The sequence below is a fragment of the Kitasatospora sp. NPDC088134 genome (genome assembly GCF_044741705.1).
Classification (GTDB): domain Bacteria; phylum Actinomycetota; class Actinomycetes; order Streptomycetales; family Streptomycetaceae; genus Kitasatospora.
In genome coordinates this window covers 48,608-67,204 of record NZ_JBIUTD010000002.1, presented here as the reverse complement: position 1 = coordinate 67,204, position 18,597 = coordinate 48,608, and the positions used below count along the sequence as shown (strand labels likewise).

Below are 18,597 nucleotides of genomic sequence, written 5' to 3'. Positions count from 1 at the left end.
TCGCGGGGCCCGGGGCGGTGGCGGCTCAGCCCTTGCGCTGGATGCGGTTGCGGTCCGGGCGGGTGTCGTGGTCGATACCGTCGTCCACGATCACGATCTTCGGGATGATCTTGGTCTCGGCCTCGGGCGCGGGCTCGGCGGCCGGGGCCGGAGCCGGGGCCGTCCCGGGCTTCGGCGGGGCGGCCGGCGGGGTCGCGGGCGCGGCCGGGAGCGGCTCCTTGGCGAAGCTCGCGGGCTTGGCCGGCGGAGCGGCCTCGGGCGCGGCGTAGGGCTTGCGCGGGTCCTCGGCCCGGGGCTGCCCGGCGGGGGCCCGGTCCGCGGGCTCCTTGTCCAGGACGGGCTTGAGGACGGTGGTGGGCTGGTCCACGGCCGGGGCGGTGGTCGGCTTGTCGGCGACCGGCTTGTCGGCGGGAGCCTTGCCGGCAGGCGCCTTGTCCCCGACCGGCTTGTCCCCGACCGCCTTGTCCCCGACCGCCTTGGCCAGGTCGGCCTTCAGCGCGCCGAGGTCGACCTCCTCGACGGCGCCGACGGCGGCGCCGGTGAGCGAGGCCAGGGTGCCCTTGATGTGGTCCAGGTGGGTCTGCACCTTGTCGAGGCGCTTGGTGAAGTCGGCCTGCTCCCGCTCGCTGGCGATCTTGATCCGGGCGGCCTTCTCCCGGGCCCCGGCCAGCGCGGCGTCGGCCTTGGCCTGGGCGTCGGTGTCCAGCCGGCGGGCCTCGGCGAGCATCGCCTCGCGGTGCTGCTCGGCCTCCCGGACCCGGCGCTCGGCGTCGGCGGTGATCTTCGCGACCGCCTCGTCGGCCTTGGTCTCGGCGAGGGCGACCTCCACGTCGGCCTTCCGGCGGCGCTCGGCGAGCGCGGCCTCGGACTGCTCGGAGGCCTGCGCGGCGGAGACCCGGACCCGGGCGGCGTGGCCGGTCGCGGCGTGCACCACGGCCCGGGCCTCGGCGTCGGCCTCGGCGCGGATCCGCTCGGCCTCGGCCCGGGAGCGCTCGTCGGTGCGGCGGGCGGCCTGGTCGGCGGCCTCCCGCAGCTTGGCGGCGTACTCCTTGGCGTCCCGGGCGGCGGCCTCGCCGGCCTCGTGCGCGGCGTCCCGGGCGTCCTCGCCGGAGCGCTTGGCCTTGGCGTGGATGGCGTCGGCCTCGTTCAGGGCGATCCCGAGCAGGGCCGCGGCCTGGTCGCTGAGCTCGCCGAAGTCGGGGTCGGGGGCGTCCTCGGCGGCCTGCCGGACGTCGGCGAGGCGCTTCTCCATCTCGCGCAGCCCGGCGCCGAGCACGCTCAGCCGCTCCCAGGCCCGGTCGCGGTCCCGGCTGAGCGCGGTGACGGCCGCGTCGACCTGGTCGGGCGCGTAGCCGCGCCGGGAGACGGTGAAGCCGTACTGGGACACGGCGTCGCTCATTTCGGCTGTTCTCCTCGTGCTCGCGGGCTGCGCAGCCCCGCCGGGTGCGTGGTTCGGGTGGGGCGGCGATGCCGTCCCATTGACCTATTTTGCGCAGATACGAACGCAAACCAAACAGGCCACTGCCGCGCGGCCGGGCGAACCGGCCGCGGGGCGGGGTGCGGCGGACCGCCTACAGCAGGCCGTCCCAGAGCTGTTCGACCAGGACCGCCCACCAGCTCTCGGGGGTCTGCAGGGCCGCCGGGTCGGCGGCCAGCAGCTGGGCCTGGAAGTCGGTGGTCCAGCGGCCCGCCTGCTCGGGGGTCAGCCCGTGGCGCAGCCGCCACATCCGGGCCAGCACCAGCAGGCAGTGGACGAACTCGGGGACGCCGCTGTTGACGAACCGGGGCGGCTCGGCCGGGTTCTCTACGTCCACGGCGACCACCGCGGCCGTGCCGTACTGGACGCACAGCTGCCGGCCGTAGTCGTTGCCGAGCACCAGGTAGCCGCCGAAGTCCGGGCCGGGCGGCAGGCCGCGCTCGGCGGCCAGCTCGGCCAGCGTCGGGATCGGCCGGCCCTCCTGGGCCTGGGCCCAGAAGAACGGCGGGAACTCGCGCGGCAGGCCGACCCACATCAGGGTCTGCGCGACCGGCTCCGGCACGCCCTGCCGGGCCACCGCACGCTGCTCGAACCGGAACATTCCGTGGCCGAACAGCTGCCCGAACTCGCCGGCCAGCTGCTGCGGCGGCGGCACCGGCGACGGCGGCACCGAGCCCGGCGCGGGCAGCGGCACCCGGACGGTGCGCGGGCGCGGCGGCGCGGACACCAGCTGGTGCAGCTGCTCGACGTGCTCGTTCAGCACCGCCATGCCGGCCTGCCGGGCCGCGGTGTCCCGGCCGTACGGGGCGGTGTGGCTGATCCGGGCGTTCGGCCAGGACGCCTTGACCATCCGGGCGCAGTAGCCGGCCGGCAGGTCGCACAGCTCCAGGTCGGTGTGCACCTCCAGCACCTGGTCCGGCGGCACGCCGAGGCGGCGCAGCTCCTGCAGCGCCTTCCACTCCGGGTGCGGGGTGCCCGGCTCGGAGGTCATCACCAGGCTGCGCTCGGAGCCGTCCGGCGCCCGGTAGTTGACCACCGCGGTCGAGCCGGGGCCGATGGTGGGCGTGCCGGACGGCGGCGCGGCCGGGGCCGGACCGCCGGGCGGGAAGCCCTGGCCCGGCGGCGGGAACGGCGCGCCCTGCGGCGGGGGCACCGGCGCGCCCGGGAACGGCGGCGGGGCCTGGAACGGGGCCCCCTGCGGCGCACCGGGGAACGGCGGCGGGACGGCGCCGCCCGGCGGCGGCACGGGCAGCTCGATCGCCGGGGCCAGCTGGGTCGCCTGGTACGCCACGGCGGCGGCCTCGGACCCGGCGGCGGGCGCCGCGGTCGGCGGGGCGGCCGGGGCCGGCTGTCCGCCGTCGGGGCGCAGCTCGCCGGGGGCGGGCGGCGGGGGCGCGCCGGGGCCGCCCCGGCCGGTGCCGGAGGACGCGGGGCCGCCGCCGGTGTTCGGCAGCAGCTCGTTCGGCGGGGGCGGCGGCGGGGTGCCGGGGCCGCCGCGACCGGTGCCGGAGGGCGCCGGGCCGCCGCCGTTGGCCAGCAGCTGGCCGGGCGGGGGCGGCGGGGGTGCGCCGGCACCGCCGCGACCGGCCGGGGCGGGGCCGCCGGGTCGACCGGGGGCGCCGGGCAGGCCCATCAGCCCGGGCGGGCCGTCGGTGGCGAGCATGGTCGCGGCGTGCTCCAGCCCGGGCACACCGGGGGCAGGCGCCCCGGGCGGGGGCGGGACCGCCCCGGGCGGGCCGCCGACGGGGTACGGCGGGGTGGCGCCGGGCGGCGGGGCGAGCAGCGTGGCCGCCGGGTCCGCGCCGGGCGCGGGGAACGGCGGGGTGGCCCCGGGTGGCGGCGGCACGGGGCCCGCCGGGCCGTCGGGCGGGAACGGCAGGCCGGGCGCGAGCACGGTCGCCGCCTCGGAGCCCGGCGGGGGCGGAACCGGGGCGCCGGGGAACGGGGTTGACGGGCCGTCACCGGACGGGAACGGCACCCCGGGGGCGAGCACCGTCGCGGCCTCCGAACCGGGCGGCGGCGGGACGGGCGTGCCGGGCGCGGGGGTCCCGGTGGCACCCGTGAAGTAGCTGGGGCCCTCCCCGCCGGGCTCCGGCAGGCGGGCCGGCGGCGCGGCGGACACCGGCGGCGCGGGCGGCGCGGGAACGTTCCCGCCCGGACCGGCGTTGCCGCCCAGGCTCGCGGCCTCGGCCGCGATCGCGGCCGCCCCGGCCTCCTGGAGCCACTGCGGGGGGCTGAGCAGGAAGGAAGTCGCCTCGACCGCGCCGCGGACCGGCTTGGCCGGGCCGGCCGGGTTGGGCTCGCTCGGGGCGCCGTACAGCTCCTCGAACTGCCGGACCACCTCGTTGACCGGCAGCGGCGGCCAGAGCGTGCTGGCGCCGCTGTCGCGGGCGATCACCAGGCGCGGCGAGGTGCCGGGGCCGCCACCGGTCTCGCTGCCGTCGACGGCCCAGCAGACGTAGCCGAGGTCGAACTCGCGGACCTTCACCTCGCGGTGCTGCGAGCGCGGCACCCCGGCGTTGATCCAGTCCTCGGCGGTCTCCTGCGCCTGCGCGTACGTGGTCACCACGTCTCGTCCCACCCCTGTCGTTCGGTCAGTTCACCGGGACGGCGCGGGCGAAGCCGCCGTCCACCATGAGTTCGGCGACGGTCTCCAGCTCCGCGGGGCTGCCCGCGAGGCGCAGCAGGAACGCGTCGAAGCTGTCGCCGCAGGGCAGCAGCAGGCGCTGCACGCGCTGCTCGGGGGCCTCCTCGGCGCCCGCGTCGCGGGCGTCGTCGTAGGGCAGGAACCAGACCGAACCGGTCCGCTCGCCGCGCACCTTGAGGGCGAGCAGGCCGCCCTGCAGGTAGGCGACGGCCAGGTAGTCCTTGGTGAGGTGGTCGCGCAGGCACTTGTTGGCGTACACCAGGTCGTGGGTGCCGTACTCCTCGCTGAGGGTGAGGAACGGCTGGTCGACCAGCAGGCCGAGGTCGACGTCCAGGGCGACGCCGACCGGGCCGCGGCCGCCGGTGAGCTTCAGGAAGTCCCGGTAGGGGGCCGGCAGCGGGTGGCCGAGGCGCTGTTCGGCGCGCTGCACCAGGTCCTCGGTGACGACCAGCGGGTCGCCGCCGTCCTTGGTGAGCGAGAAGTGGACGGGGCGGTGCTCCTGGAGCGGGCGGGTGCCGCGCCGGGTGTGGTCGGCGGTGGAGCGGGACAGGCCGCCGTGGTGCCGCAGCAGTGCCTTGACCTCGACCGGGACGAGTTCCATCCGGCGCCAGCCGGCGGGGGCGCCGCCGACGGCGTGGTGCCAGGTCCAGCCGGGCGGGGTGGCGACGGCGGTGTCCAGGTCGGCCCAGAGCTCGTGGCCCTTGGTGTACAGCGCGGCGTTCGCCGACACGTAGTCGGTCAGGCGCAGTTCGTCGACGCCGAAGCCCTCCGGCGGGTCGGCCACCTCGGCGGCGGCCGCCGCGTACGGCGCGAAGTCCGGGTACCCGGCCTCGTCGATGCGCACGCCGCGGGGGTGCCGCTCGGCCCGGACCGGGTCCGGGAACTGCACCACCTGGCCCGCGTACGCGGCGTTGGGCACGGCGGCAGCGGCGGTGCCGGGCCGACCTGTCGTCATCTGTGGTCCCCCACTGGCTCAAGCCGAAATCCTCGGGGACCAGCGTAGGGCAACGGCCTCCCGGGTTCGGGGCCGCGGTGGGTACCCGGCCGGTTGTCGCCCGGCCGGGTACCGGGACGGTCTCAGCGGCCGCGCAGCGCGGCGGTCAGCGCCTCCGCGACCCGGACCTGCTGCCCCTCGGTGAGCTGCGGGAACAGCGGCAGGGTGAGCAGCTGCCCGGCGGCCCGCTCGGTGACCGGGAAAGCGCCTTCCGCGTGCCCCAGCTGCCGGAACGCCGGCTGCAGGTGCACCGGCACCGGGTAGTGCACGCCGGCCCCGATCCCGGCTTCCTGGAGGGCCGCCAGCACGCCGTCGCGGTCCCGCTCGACCCGGACCGCGTACAGGTGCCAGACGTGCTCGTTGCCGGGCAGGGTATGCGGCAGGGTGATCCCGTCCAAACCGCCGAGCAGCTTGTCGTACCGCTCGGCGGCCGCCCGTCGGGCCTCGTTCCAGGCCGGGAGCCGGCGCAGCTTGGCCCGCAGCACCACGGCCTGCAGGGTGTCCATCCGCGAGTTGAACCCGAACCGCTCGTGGACGTACTTCCGGGCCGAACCGTGGTCCCCGATCAGCCGGACGGCCCGCGCCAGCTCCGCGTCGTCGGTGACCACCGCGCCCGCGTCGCCGTACGCGCCGAGGTTCTTGCCCGGGTAGAAACTGGTCGCCGAGATCCGCCCCCAGCTGCCGGAGACCCGCCCGTGCCGGGTCGCCCCCTGCGACTGGGCCCCGTCCTCCACCACCGGTAGGCCCCCGGCGATCTCCAACAGGCTTTCCATCGGCGCGAGTTGCCCGTTCAGGTGGACCGGCATCAGCGCGACGGCGTCCCCCAGCCGCTCGGCGGCCCGCTCGACGTCGATCAGCAGGTGCTCCTCGTCCACGTCCACCAGCACCGGCGTCAGCCCGGCCCGCACCACCGCCTCCGCGGTCGCCACGAAGGTGTTCGCGGGCAGCACCACTCCCCCGCCGGGCGGCAACTCCATTGCCCGCAAGGCCAGTTCCAACGCATCGGTGCCGTTCGCCGTCCCCACCGCGTGCCGCACCCCGGAGAACGCCGCGTACTCCCCCTCGAACGCCACCACGTCGGGGCCCTTGATGTAGGCCCCGCTCGCCAGTACCGCCTCGAAGCCCGCCCGGACCTCGTCGGCGATCTCGGCGTGCGAGGCGTGCAGGTCGACCAGCGGAATGTCGGTCACAGTAAGAACCCTCTCAAGCTCGAGCCAGGGACGCGGATGCCTACGCGCACGCGTGAAACCGGGGGCGCGAGGAACTGCGCGAAGCGGAAGGAGAATGCGGGAAAGGTCGCGGCACGGACAGCGGGTTGCAGGTGGGTGCGCCCCCGCGTCAACGCCCCAGCGCCGCGAGCAGCGCCGAAACCACCTGCTCCTGCTGCTCGTGGGTCAGCGAGTGGTACAGCGGCAGGATCAGCGACCGCGAGGTGATCAGCTCGGTGACAGGGAGCGGCGCCCGCGCCGTCCCCTTGTACGGGGCCTCCAGGTGCGCCGCCATGATGCCGCGCCGCGCGGAAACGCCGTCGGCGGCGAGCCGGCCGAGCACCTCGCCCCGGTCCGGGGCGTCCTCGGGGAGCAGCAGCCAGAGCGACTGGAAGTTGGAGCTGCCGTGCGCCGGGTCGGCGACCAGCCGGGCGGCCAGCTCGGGGCCGAGCAACTCCCGGTAGCGGTCGGCGAGTTCGCGCCGCCGGGCGACCATGGCCGGCAGCTTGCCGAGCTGGACCAGGCCGATCGCGGCCTGCACGTCGGTCATCCGGTAGTTGAAGGCGATCTCGTCGTAGGTCTCCACCACGCCCGCCCCGCCCGCGCCGGCGTGCCGGTCGGCGGCCGAGATGCTCATCCCGTGCTCGCGCAACCGCCGCAGCCGGGCGGCGAGTTCGCCGTCCTGGAGGGTGATCATGCCGCCCTCGCCGGTGGTGAGCAGCTTGCGCGGGTGGAAGGAGTACGCGGCGATCGCGGCGCCCGCGCCGGCCGGGCGGCCCCGGTAGAGCGAGCCGGCGGCGCACGCGGCGTCCTCGACCACGGCGATGCCGCGCGGTTCGACCAGCGTGCGGATCGCGTCCAGGTCGACGGGGACGCCGCCCTGGTCGACGGCGATCACGGCGCGGGTGCGGTCGGTGAGCAGCGGGGCGACGGTGTCGGGGGTGAGGTTGGCGGTGGCCGGGTCGACGTCGGCGAAGACGGGGACGGCGCCGACGTAGGTGACGGCGTTGGCGGTGGCGATGAAGGAGAGCGAGGGGACGACCACCTCGTCGCCGGGGCCGACGCCGGCCCCGATCAGGGCGAGGTGCAGGGCGGTGGTGCAGTTGGAGACCGCGACGGCGTGCGGCGCGCCGGTGGACTCGGCGAACGCCTGCTCGAACGCGGCCACCCGGGGGCCCTGCGCGACCCAGCCGGAGCGGACGGCGTCGGCGGCGGCCCGGGCCTCCTCCTCGCCGAGCCAGGGGATCATGACGGGGATGGTGGACATGGGACTCCTTCGCGTCGGGGGTCGCGCCCACCTGCAACTGGCCCGTCCCGGCGCGATCCTGCTGACGGGAGCCTTCCGATCCGCGCGGTTCCCCGCGCCCCTGCTCACGCGGCCCGGCGGGCGGCTACTGCTCGCGCCACCAGGCGACGAGCTTGCGGAGGCCGTCGGTGAGCCCCAGCTCCGGCTTCCAGCCGAGGTCGCGCTCGGCGGCGGAGATGTCGGCGAGCCGGCGGACCACGCCGCCGGCGGTGTCGCGGGCGGGTCCGTGCTCGACGCCGAGGTCGGAGTCCATGGCTTCGAGCAGCGCGTCGGCGAGGCCGCGCAGCGAGACCTCGGTGCCGGAGGCGATGTTGTAGACCCGGTCGGTGACGGGGGCGGTCGCGGCGAGCAGGTTGGCCCGGGCGATGTCCTCGGTGTAGACGAAGTCCATGGTCTGGGCGCCGTCGCCGAAGATCAGCGGCTGCTGCCCGGCGGCGATCCGCTCCATCCAGCGGATGAACACCTCGGTGTAGCGGCCGTGCACGTCCATCCGGGGGCCGTACACGTTGAAGTAGCGCAGCGCGACGTAGTCCAGGCCGTGCATGGCGTGGAAGCTGCGCAGCAGGCCCTCGTTGAAGACCTTGGCGGCGCCGTACAGGGTGTCGTTGTGGTACGGGTGCTGGGTCTCGGGTGTCGGGAAGGTGTCGGCGAGGCCGTACACCGAGGCCGTGGAGGAGGCGATCACCTTGCCGACGCCGACCTCCGCCGCGGCCTCGACCACGTCGAAGGTGCCGTCGACCATGATCTCCAGGGCGAGCCGGGGTTCGGCGGCGCACTGGGTGATCCGGATCGCGGCGAGGTGGAACAGCGCGTCGGTGCCGGGCGCGAGCAGTTCGCGCAGCAGGGCGCGGTCGCGGATGTCGCCGTCGACCACCCGCAGTTGCCCGGGGGCGGCGGTCTCCCGGGCGTGCGCCAGGTTCTCCAGCCGGCCGCGGACGAAGTTGTCGAGGACGACCACCTCGCGGGCGCCGGCTTCGAGGAGCTGGTCGACGACGGTGGAGCCGATGGTGCCGGCGCCGCCGGTGACCAGGCAGCGGGAGCCTTCGAGGGGGACAGCGGCGTTCATCGTGCGGCGGCCTTCTGCTGGGCTTGGGCGTGGAGTTGACGGATGATCAGGTCGGTGTCGGAGCCGGTGGCGTCCACGGGGACGGTCGCGCCGCCGAGTTCGAGGCTGCGGGAGGCGGCGTGCAGCAGGCGCAGCACGCGCAGTCCGGCCCGGCCGTCGGTGAGCGGGGCCCGGCCCTCGGTGATGGCGGCGGCGAACTCGCCCATCACGTTCCGCAGCGCCTCCTGCTCGACCAGGGCGGGGGCGACCATGTCGCCGACCCGGTAGGAGATCAGGGCGCGGTGCCGGATGGCGTCGGTGAGTTCGTCGGGCGGGGTGAGGTCGACGCCGCGGTCGTGGATCGCGAGCCGGGCCTGCGGGTTGAGGTCGTCCCAGACCAGGGTGCGGCGGGAGCCGCCGATCATGGTGGTGCGGACCTTGGTCGGGGAGAGCCAGTTGACGTGGCAGTGCGCGAGCGCGCCGTTGGACAGCCGGAGCGTCAGGTAGGCGACGCAGGCCCGGCCGGCGCCGATCGGGTCGGCGGCCTGGGCGCTGACGCCGACCGGTTCGACGCCGGGCGGCAGCACGAAGTCGAGGATCGACAGGTCGTGCGGGGCGAGGTCCCAGAGCACGTCGACGTCGGGCTGGACCAGGCCGAGGTTGATCCGGACCGAGTCGAAGAACTGGACGTCGCCGAGCTCGCCGGCGTGCACGAGTTCGCGGATCCGCCGCACCACGGGGGTGTAGCAGAAGGTGTGGTCGCACATCAGGACCAGGCCGCGCCGCTCGGCGAGGGCGACCAGGTCGGCGGCCTCCTCGACGGTGGTGGTGATCGGCTTCTCGACCAGGACGTGCTTGCCGGCCTCCAGGGCGGCCCGGGCCAGCCGGTGGTGGGCGGCGGCGGGCGTGGCGATGGCGACCGCCTGCACCCGCTCGTCGGCCAGCACCTCGTCGAAGGAGGTGGTGGCGGCGACCGTGGAGTACTCGCCGAGGACCCGGCGGGAGCGCTGCTCGTCCAGGTCGCACAGCCAGTGCAGCCGCAGGGCGGCGGTCTGCTGGGCGTTGCGGACCAGGTTCGGGCCCCAGTAGCCGGCCCCGACCACCGCGAGTCCGATCCGCCGGTCGGGCTGTCGTTCGGTGCTGCCCGGTGTGGGCACGTGTTCCCCTGGCGCCTCGTGCGCCACGACGTTCGACCCCATCGCAAGACCCCCCTTGCCGCCGCGTCGCTCGAACGGTACCGGCCCGGCCGGGGCCGTCGGGGGACAATCGGCAAAACCGGGGGCGGCCGCCCGGGGCGCGCGCGGCGGCGGTTCGGCCCTCCGTACACCTCCGTGCGCCCCGTGTCCGGACCCCGGCGCCGCGGGCGTCGGTGCGGTTTGGCAGGCTGGACGTCCCGGGGTGAGGATTCACTCTCCGTGGACCGTCCGGCCCGCGGGTTTTCACCCTCCGTCAGCAGACCCCCGGCAGCTGAGAACTGCCGGTGCGCCGCACCGAAGCCGAGGAGCAGTCATGGATGAGTCGGGCCCGCCCCCGGTGCTGCGGCACCAGCGCGACAGCCTGCTGCCCGCGGTGGCCGCGGCGCTGTCGCTGCGCGGCGGCGAGGTGCACACGCTGGCCGGGGAGAAGTCCGCGCCGGCCCCGATGCTGCACCCGCTGGTCGGCGAGTTCCTGGCGGCGCTGCCGGTGGAGAAGCGCGAGCGCTTCCTCGGCCGCTGCCCGGAGGCGGCGCTGCTGTCGCAGTACCTGGCGCAGGTGGACGCCTCCCGGTCGAAGCGGGCGGCGCGCAAGCCGATGACGCTGCACGAGGCCCGCAAGGCGCTCAAGGGGGCCCGGATGACCACGGTGCGGATCCGCGAGGAGGGCGACCCGGCGCACGGCACGCACGCCCCGCCGTGCCGCTCCTGCGGCCCGCTGCTGGATCATCTGAACGTGGCCAGCGTGCAGGTCGGACCGTCCGGCCGCTGACCGCACCGCACTGCACGCATCGCACGTCCCGCCGCCGGCCGCAGCACGCGTCCTGCCGCACCGCACGTCCCCCGTCCCCGAACCACGGAGCCCGCCCTGAACGCCAGCACCGTCCGCAACCGGCCCAGGTTCCCGGCCGACGTCGCCGCCGCGCTCAAGCAGGCCGGCTGGCACCCCGGCCGCTGGGAGATCCGGCAGGCCGAGCAGTGGGCCGACGCCCTGGTCGCGCACGGCGGCCCGCTGGAGCCGCAGCACGCGGTGTTCCCGGCCGCGATCGAGGCCTGGGCCGAGTTCGGCGGCCTGGCCTTCGACGTGCCGGGCCCGGGGCAGGTGCTGGCCCGCACGCCGTTCCTGCTGGACCCGCGGTGCGGCCTGCATGCCCCGCGCGCGCTGGCCGACCTGGGCCGGGCCCTGGACACCCGGCTGGCCCCGCTCGGCGAGGAGCTGCACGGGCAGGCGCTGCTGGCCATCGACGAGCAGGGCCGGGTCTACAGCCTCGACCACACCGGCGAGTGGTTCCTCGGGCACGGCGTCGACCGGGCGATCGCCACCCTGGTGCTCGGTCTGGCCCCGCACCGGCTGCGCACCGCCGAGGACTGACCGCCGGGGCCCCGACCCCGCTGACGGCCCGTCAGCCCGGCGTCCGGTCAGCCCAGTGGCCCGTCAGCCCAGCGGCTCGCGGGCCAGCCGCAGCCGGGAGGGCAGCACCGCCTCGACCCGGAAGCCGCCGTCCGGCTCCGGCCCGGAGTGGAACGCCCCGCCGAGCGCCAGCACCCGTTCCCGCATGCCGACCAGGCCGTTGCCGCCGCTCGGCAGCGCCACCCCGTCCGCGCCCGGGCAGTCGTTGACCACCGACACCCGCACCCCGTTGGGCACGTACGCCAGCAGCACCGCCACCCGGGCCCCGCCGGCGTGCTTGTGCGCGTTGGTCAGGCCCTCCTGCACCACCCGGTAGGCGGTCTGCTCGGCCTCGGCGGCGTACCCGGCCGGGTCGCCGCTGACGGTCAGCGACACCGCCATGCCCGCGATCCTGGACTGCTCGACCAGTTCCGGCAGTTCACCGAGGCCGCCGACCGGGGCCTCCACCTGCTCCCGCGGCTCGGTCATCCGCAGCACGCCGAGGATCTCCCGCAGCTCGTCCAGCGCCTGCCGGCCGGTCTCGCCGATCAGCTTCGCCGACTGCTGGGCCTTCACCGGGTCCTTGGGGACGATCCGCTCCACCGCGGCGGCGTGCACCACCATCAGGCTGACCCGGTGCGCGACCACGTCGTGCATCTCGCGGGCGATCCTGGTGCGCTCCTCGGCCCGGGCCCGCCAGGCCCGCTCCCTGGCCTGCTCGGCCAGCAGCGTCAGCTCCGTCTCCAGGCCCTGGGCGCGGTCCTTCAGCGACTCCACCAGCCGCCGCCGCGCGCCCACGTACAGGCCGCTGACCACCGGGGCCACCGCCATGCCGACCGCGACGAAGGCCGCCGTCACGGCGTACACCCAGGTCGGCGGCAGCGGTTCGGCGGGCGGCGTCTTCGGCGGCGCCGACATGGCGAACCAGACCATCCCGAAGGTCTCCACCATGGCGAGCGCGGCGAGCCCGACCACCCGGCCGCGCCGCAAGGGCCACTCCCAGGTCGCCGCCAGCGTGTACAGCGACACCACCAGCAGCACCACGCCGAAGAACCCGGGCACGAACACCAGCGCCACCACCACCGGCAGCACCGGCCACCGGCGCCGCACCAGCAGCGAGGCCCCCGCGAGCGCCCCCAGCACCACGCACACCACGGCGGCCGGGACGCCCAGGTGCAGCCGGTCCTGGATCAGCCCGTACGCCCCGAAGGCGCACTCCAGCCCCGAGACCACCGCCAGCCCCACGTCCAGTACCGCACTGCGTCGCCGCGCCCACCACCACACGCCGTCCCCCGCCGGCTTCTCACTCATGCGGCCACGATACGCAACCCCCTGCGGGGGGCCGCGCGGAAACCTGCACAAACGGGGGCGGCGGGGAAAACCGCGCGACCTGTCCGGCATCCGGCCACCTCTCCGTTCTGGCACCCCGTGCCACCTATGCTGTTGCCCGTCGGACAGCGCGGTCCGCACCCGTCACCCGCACCGCGGTGATGGCAGAGCCGTTGCCGAACCCCACCACCACAGGGAGCCAGCCGTGACCGCTCCGGTCCCCACCTCGGCGGACAACCCATCCCCGATCGCCGACGCAGAAGCAGAGAACGCCGCCCTGCGCGCGGACATCCGCCGCCTCGGCGACCTGCTCGGCGAGACCCTCGTGCGCCAGGAGGGCCCCGAACTGCTGGGCCTGGTCGAGCAGGTGCGGCTGCTGAGCCGCACCGACGGCGAGGCGACCGCGCAACTGCTGGCCGAGATCGACCTGGACACCGCGGCGAAGCTGGTGCGGGCGTTCTCCACCTACTTCCACCTGGCCAACGTCACCGAACAGGTGCACCGCGGCCGGGAGTTCGCGGCCCGCCGGGCCCGCGAGGGCTCGCTGCTCTCGCAGACCGTGGACGAGCTGAAGGAGGCGGACCCGAAGCACCTGGCGGACACCCTGGCCAACCTCGCGGTGCGCCCGGTGTTCACCGCGCACCCGACCGAGGCGGCCCGCCGCAGCGTGCTGAACAAGCTGCGCCGGATCGGCGAGCTGCTGGAGCGGATCCACCGCGAGCAGGCCGCCACCGGCCGGGTCGACAGCGCCCGGCAGACCTCGGCCCGCCGCCAGGCGGACCGCCGGCTCGCCGAGGTGATCGACCTGCTCTGGCAGACCGACGAGCTGCGGATCGCCCGCCCGGAGCCCACCGACGAGGCCCGCAACGCCGTCTACTACCTGGACGAGCTGTACCGGGACGCCGTCCCGGAGGTGCTGGAGGAGCTGCACGAGGAGCTGGCCCGGGTCGGGCTGACGCTGCCCGAGGGCGTGCGCCCGCTGACCTTCGGCACCTGGATCGGCGGCGACCGGGACGGCAACCCGAACGTCACCCCGCGGGTCACCTGGGACGTGCTCAACCTGCAGCACGAGTACGGCATCAAGGACGCCCTGGAGGCGGTCGACGACCTGCGCGCCTCGCTCTCCACCTCGGTGCGGCTCGCCGGGGCCTCGGAGGAGCTGTTGGCCTCGCTGGACGCCGACCTGGCACACCTGCCGGAGCTGAGCCCGCGCTACAAGCGGATGAACGCCGAGGAGCCGTACCGGCTGAAGGCCACCTGCGTCCGGATCAAGCTGGAGAACACCCGGGACCGGCTGGCCGCGGGCACCGCGCCCAGCCCGGGCCGCGACTACGTCGGCACCAAGGACCTGATCGCCGACCTGCGGCTGATCCAGGACTCGCTGCGGGCGCACCGCGGCGGCCTGATCGCCGACGGCCGCCTCGCCCGGGCGATCCGCACCATCGAGGCATTCGGCCTGCAGCTCGCCACCATGGACGTGCGCGAGCACGCCGAGGCGCACCACCACGCGCTGGGCCAGCTGTTCGACCGGCTCGGCGAGGAGGCGTGGCGCTACACCGACATGCCGCGCGAGTACCGCCAGCGCCTGCTGTCGAAGGAGATGCGCTCGCGCCGCCCGCTGGCCCCGACCCCGGCGCCGCTGGACGCCGCGGGTGCCAAGACGCTGGGCGTGTTCACCACCATCCGCGAGGGCTTCGAGCGGTTCGGCGACGAGATCGTCGAGTCGTACATCATCTCGATGTGCCAGGGCGCGGACGACGTGTTCGCGGCCGCGGTGCTGGCCCGCGAGGCCGGCCTGATCGACCTGCACGCGGGCATCGCCAAGATCGGCATCGTGCCGCTGCTGGAGACCACCGACGAGCTCCAGGAGGCCGACCGGATCCTGGACGAGATGCTCTCCGACCCGTCGTACCGGCTGCTGGTGTCGCTGCGCGGCGACATCCAGGAGGTCATGCTCGGCTACTCGGACTCCTCGAAGTTCGGCGGCATCACCACCTCGCAGTGGGAGATCCACCGGGCCCAGCGCCGGCTGCGCGACGTCGCGCACCGGTACGGCATCCGGCTGCGGCTGTTCCACGGCCGCGGCGGCACGGTCGGCCGCGGCGGCGGCCCCTCGCACGAGGCGATCCTCGCGCAGCCGTGGGGCACGCTGGAGGGCGAGATCAAGGTCACCGAGCAGGGCGAGGTGATCTCCGACAAGTACCTGCTGCCGTCGCTGGCCCGGGAGAACCTGGAGCTGACCCTCTCCGCCACGCTGGCCGCGTCCGCGCTGCACACCGCGCCCCGGCAGGCTCCGGAGGAGCTGGCCCGCTGGGACGCCGCGATGGACCGGGTCTCCGAGGCCGCGCACACCGCGTACCGGGCGCTGGTCGAGCAGGAGGACCTGCCGAAGTACTTCTTCGCCGCCACCCCGGTCGACCAGTTGGCCTCGCTGCACCTGGGCTCCCGCCCGTCCCGCCGCCCGGACTCCGGCGCGGGCCTGGACGGCCTGCGGGCGATCCCGTGGGTGTTCGGCTGGACCCAGTCCCGGCAGATCGTGCCCGGCTGGTACGGCGTCGGCTCCGGCCTGGCGGCGGCCCGCGCGGCGGGCCTGGGCGACGTGCTGGACGAGATGCACGCCAACTGGCACTTCTTCCGCAACTTCCTGTCCAACGTCGCGATGACGCTGGCCAAGACGGACCTGCGGATCGCCCGGCACTACGTCGAGCAGCTGGTCCCGGCCGAGCTGCACCACGTCTTCGACCAGATCGTGGCCGAGCACGACCTGACCCTGCGCGAGGTGCTGCGGCTCACCGGCGAGAGCGAACTCCTGGAGCACAACGAGGTGTTGAAGCAGACCTTCAACGTCCGCGACGCCTACCTGGACCCGATCTCCTACCTGCAGGTGGCGCTGCTGCGCCGCCAGCGCGAGGAGGTGGCGGCGGGCCGCCCGGAGGACCCGCTGCGGGCCCGGGCGCTGCTGCTGACCGTGAACGGCATCGCGGCGGGCCTGCGCAACACCGGCTGACCGGGGCCCGCCCGGAACGGCCGCGGCCCGGCTCCCTCCGGGGAGCCGGGCCGCAGTGCGTTCAGACCTTCTTGCGCTTGCGCAGCCAGGTGGCCGCGCCGCCGGCCGCCACGACCAGGCCGCCGCCGACGGCGTACACGCCGACCGCGCCCACCGAGCCGGTGGGCGGGGCGAGCCTGGCGGCGGCGGGCTCGGGGCCGGCGCTGGGTTCGGCGGCCGCGGCGGGCGCGGCGCCCCACCCCCCGGCGGCCAGGCACAGCACGGCTCCTCCGACGACCTTGCCCATCCGCTTCGACCGGATCACGGCCTTACCCCCAGAGACGGCACTTCAATCCTTGTGGACCGACTCCGACGGTATCCGATCCGGGGCCGCTGCTGACCCCCAGTCAGCTTCCACCGGGCAAGCGTTGCATGAACGTTGTGCACGGAGCGTGGTGTGCACCGGGGGTCAGGAGTGGTAGTTCTGCTGGGCCCGCTCCAGGCCGTCCTGGAGCAGCGCCTCGACCGCGTCGGCGGACCGGTCGACGAACCAGTCCAGGTCCTTGCGCTCGGTGGCGGAGAAGTCCTTGAGCACGAAGTCGGCGACCTCCATCCGGCCGGGCGGGCGGCCGATGCCGCAGCGCACCCGGTAGTAGTCCGGCCCGAGCGACTTGGTGATCGACTTCAGGCCGTTGTGGCCGTTGTCGCCGCCGCCCAGCTTGAGCCGCAACGCCGAGTAGTCCAGGTCGAGTTCGTCGTGCACGGCGACGATCGCGGCGGTCGGGACCTTGTAGAAGTCGCGCAGCGCGGTGACCGGTCCGCCGGAGAGGTTCATGAAGGTCATCGGCTCGGCGAGCACCACCCGCCGGCCGGCCAGCCGCCCCTCGGCGACCTGGGCGCGGCTCTTGTGGGCCTTGAACCTGGCGCCCATCCGCTGCGCCAGCAGTTCGACCACCATGAAGCCGATGTTGTGCCGGTTGCGGGCGTACTCCTTGCCGGGGTTGCCGAGGCCCACCACCAGCCAGGGGCCGTCGTACTCGCTCATGCCGCTCCTCACGCGGGTGTTCTCCGTACCGCCATCATCCCGGTACCGCCGCCGTCCCGGACACGCCGCTGCCCCGGCCGTCCACGCGGGTGCGGGACGGCCGGGGCAGCGGGCGGGAGGTGGTCAGGCCTCGGCGGACTCGTCGCCGGCGGCCTCGTCCTCGACGGCCTCGGGGGCCTGGGCGCCGATGACCTGCAGCACGACGGTGTCGGCCTCGACGGCCAGGGTCACGCCGGAGGGCAGGGTGATGTCGCCGGCGGTGATGGAGGTACCGGCCTCCAGGCCCTCGACCGAGACGGTGACGGCCTCGGGCAGGTGGGTGGCCTCGGCCTCGACCGGGAGGGCGTTCAGCACGTTCTCGATCAGGTTGCCGCCGGGGGCCAGCTCGCCCTCGGTGTGGACCGGGATCTCGACGGTGACCTTCTCGCCGCGCTTGACCAGCAGCAGGTCGACGTGCTCGATGTTGCGCTTGATGGCCTCGCGCTGGACGGCCTTCGGCAGCACGAACTCGTCCTTGCCGTCGATCGGGACGACCAGCAGCGCGTTCGGGGTCTTCAGGGCCATCATCAGGTCGTGGCCGGGCAGGTTCAGGTGCACCGGGGCGTGGCCGTGGCCGTACACGACACCGGGGACGAAGCCGGCGCGGCGGGCGCGACGGGCGGCACCCTTGCCGAACTCGGTGCGGGCTTCGGCGGCAAGGCGGATCTCGGACACGACTGCGCTCCTCGGGAAGGCGAAGGGGTGCAGGAACGACAGAACCGCCGGGCCACACCCTCAGTGTTTCAGGGGGACGCTCGGCGGTTCGATCAAGGCGCATCGTTCTCGCGCGTCGATCACGGAGCACCTTGTGAAGGGCTACCCTCGCCGAGCATTCTCCCCAGCCTAACCGGGCGATGGCGCGGACGTGAAATCGGCCCCCGGCTCCGGGGCGGAGCAGGGGGCCGACCGGGGTCCGACGAGGGGTCAGTGCACGCCCTCGAAGAGGCTGGTGACCGAGCCGTCCTCGAACACCTCGCGCACCGCGGCGGCGATCGACGGGGCGATCGACAGCGTGGTGATCTTGTCCAGGTTGAGCTGGGCCGGGGTCGGCAGGGTGTTGGTGAACACGAACTCGCTGACCCGGGAGTTCTTCAGCCGGTCCGCGGCGGGGCCGGAGAGCACGCCGTGGGTGGCCGCGACGATGACGTCGGCGGCGCCCGCGTCGAACAGCGCGTCGGCGGCGGCGCAGATGGTGCCGGCGGTGTCGATCATGTCGTCGACCAGGACGCAGACCCGGTCCTTGACGTCACCGACCACCTCGGCGGAGAGGATGGTGTTGGCCTGCGACATGTCGCGGCGCTTGTGGATGATCGCCAGCGGGGCACCGAGGCGGTCGCACCACTGGTCGGCGACCTTCACCCGGCCGGCGTCCGGGGAGACGACGGTCAGCTTGGAGCGGTCCGGGACGCGGTCGCCCACGTAGTCGGCCAGCATCGGCAGCGCGAACAGGTGGTCCACCGGGCCGTCGAAGAAGCCCTGGATCTGCGCGGTGTGCAGGTCCACGGCCATCAGCCGGTCGGCACCGGCCTGGCGGAGCAGGTCGGCGACCAGGCGGGCCGAGATGGGCTCGCGGCCGAGGTGCTTCTTGTCCTGCCGGGCGTAGCCGTAGAACGGGAGGATCGCGGTGATGCTGCGGGCCGACGCGCGCTTCAGCGCGTCGATCATGATCAGCTGCTCCATGATCCACTGGTTGATCGGAGCCGTGTGGCTCTGGATCACGAAGCAGTCCGCGCCGCGGGCGGACTCCAGGAAGCGGACGTAGATCTCGCCGTTGGCGAAGTCCAGGGCCTTGGTCGGGACGAGTTCGGTGCCCAGCTCCCGGGCGACCTCCTCGGCAAGTTCGTGGTGGGCACGGCCGGAGAAGAGTTTGAGCTTCTTCTCGCCGGAGGTCGTGATCCCGCTCACTGCACCGTCTCCTCGGGTTGCTGCAACGCTGAG

The 18,597-nt window shown here is 74.8% G+C and carries 15 protein-coding genes; 3 read left to right on the top strand and 12 right to left on the bottom strand.

Going from position 1 to position 18,597, the window contains the following annotated elements; genetic code table 11:
- Positions 1 to 25: 25 nt before the first annotated feature.
- From ACIOHG_RS03880 to ACIOHG_RS03850, 7 genes are all read right to left on the bottom strand, one after another.
- Complete coding sequence (locus ACIOHG_RS03880; RefSeq protein ID WP_400944967.1) at positions 26 to 1,399, bottom strand: hypothetical protein; 1,374 nt, start codon at positions 1,397 to 1,399, stop codon at positions 26 to 28.
- 172 nt (positions 1,400 to 1,571) lie between these two features.
- Complete coding sequence (locus ACIOHG_RS03875; RefSeq protein ID WP_400944965.1) at positions 1,572 to 4,046, bottom strand: SUKH-4 family immunity protein; 2,475 nt, start codon at positions 4,044 to 4,046, stop codon at positions 1,572 to 1,574.
- Between the two features lie 25 nt (positions 4,047 to 4,071).
- The gene (locus ACIOHG_RS03870) at positions 4,072 to 5,079 is read right to left on the bottom strand and encodes an SMI1/KNR4 family protein (RefSeq protein ID WP_400944963.1); all 1,008 of its coding nucleotides are present in this window, start codon (positions 5,077 to 5,079) and stop codon (positions 4,072 to 4,074) included.
- Between the two features lie 122 nt (positions 5,080 to 5,201).
- Complete coding sequence (locus tag ACIOHG_RS03865) at positions 5,202 to 6,308, bottom strand: DegT/DnrJ/EryC1/StrS family aminotransferase (protein WP_400944961.1); 1,107 nt, start codon at positions 6,306 to 6,308, stop codon at positions 5,202 to 5,204.
- Positions 6,309 to 6,456: 148 nt separating this feature from the next.
- Positions 6,457 to 7,593: a DegT/DnrJ/EryC1/StrS family aminotransferase gene (locus tag ACIOHG_RS03860; RefSeq protein WP_400944959.1), complete on the bottom strand. Its 1,137-nt coding sequence runs from the start codon at positions 7,591 to 7,593 to the stop codon at positions 6,457 to 6,459.
- Positions 7,594 to 7,717: 124 nt separating this feature from the next.
- Entirely contained in the window at positions 7,718 to 8,698 is a 981-nt protein-coding gene (locus ACIOHG_RS03855; protein ID WP_400944957.1) for an NAD-dependent epimerase/dehydratase family protein, read from the bottom strand.
- Positions 8,695 to 9,834 carry a Gfo/Idh/MocA family protein gene (locus ACIOHG_RS03850; RefSeq protein ID WP_400944955.1) on the bottom strand — a complete coding sequence of 380 codons (1,140 nt, stop codon included), beginning with the start codon at positions 9,832 to 9,834 and terminating at the stop codon, positions 8,695 to 8,697. Before ACIOHG_RS03850 ends, ACIOHG_RS03855 begins: the two co-directional genes overlap by 4 nt.
- Positions 9,835 to 10,186: 352 nt before the next feature.
- Between ACIOHG_RS03850 and ACIOHG_RS03845 the strand changes: the two genes are divergently transcribed.
- Together ACIOHG_RS03845 and ACIOHG_RS03840 are read left to right on the top strand one after the other, a co-directional pair.
- A complete protein-coding gene (locus ACIOHG_RS03845) occupies positions 10,187 to 10,642 on the top strand; it encodes a YwqJ-related putative deaminase (protein WP_400944953.1) in 456 nt (151 codons plus the stop codon).
- Positions 10,643 to 10,738: 96 nt separating this feature from the next.
- Positions 10,739 to 11,242: an SUKH-3 domain-containing protein gene (locus tag ACIOHG_RS03840; protein ID WP_400945746.1), complete on the top strand. Its 504-nt coding sequence runs from the start codon at positions 10,739 to 10,741 to the stop codon at positions 11,240 to 11,242.
- A gap of 63 nt (positions 11,243 to 11,305) precedes the next feature.
- On the opposite strand, the gene ACIOHG_RS03835 is transcribed toward ACIOHG_RS03840, so the two are convergent.
- On the bottom strand, positions 11,306 to 12,571 hold the full coding sequence (locus tag ACIOHG_RS03835) for a sensor histidine kinase (RefSeq protein ID WP_400944951.1): 1,266 nt from the start codon (positions 12,569 to 12,571) through the stop codon (positions 11,306 to 11,308).
- Positions 12,572 to 12,794: 223 nt separating this feature from the next.
- On the opposite strand from ACIOHG_RS03835, the gene ppc reads away from it, so the two are divergent.
- Entirely contained in the window at positions 12,795 to 15,596 is a 2,802-nt protein-coding gene (gene ppc, locus ACIOHG_RS03830; RefSeq protein WP_400944949.1) for a phosphoenolpyruvate carboxylase, read from the top strand.
- Between the two features lie 61 nt (positions 15,597 to 15,657).
- Here the strand turns inward: ppc and ACIOHG_RS03825 are convergent, their stop codons facing one another.
- The 4 genes from ACIOHG_RS03825 to ACIOHG_RS03810 form a co-directional block, all read right to left on the bottom strand.
- Complete coding sequence (locus tag ACIOHG_RS03825) at positions 15,658 to 15,900, bottom strand: hypothetical protein (protein WP_400944947.1); 243 nt, start codon at positions 15,898 to 15,900, stop codon at positions 15,658 to 15,660.
- A gap of 144 nt (positions 15,901 to 16,044) precedes the next feature.
- On the bottom strand, positions 16,045 to 16,620 hold the full coding sequence (gene pth, locus ACIOHG_RS03820; protein ID WP_400944945.1) for an aminoacyl-tRNA hydrolase: 576 nt from the start codon (positions 16,618 to 16,620) through the stop codon (positions 16,045 to 16,047).
- Positions 16,621 to 16,743: 123 nt separating this feature from the next.
- Positions 16,744 to 17,334 carry a 50S ribosomal protein L25/general stress protein Ctc gene (locus ACIOHG_RS03815; protein WP_400944943.1) on the bottom strand — a complete coding sequence of 197 codons (591 nt, stop codon included), beginning with the start codon at positions 17,332 to 17,334 and terminating at the stop codon, positions 16,744 to 16,746.
- Between the two features lie 249 nt (positions 17,335 to 17,583).
- Positions 17,584 to 18,564, bottom strand: a complete 981-nt coding sequence (locus ACIOHG_RS03810; RefSeq protein WP_400944941.1) for a ribose-phosphate diphosphokinase — start codon at positions 18,562 to 18,564, stop codon at positions 17,584 to 17,586.
- Positions 18,565 to 18,597 lie beyond the last annotated feature (33 nt).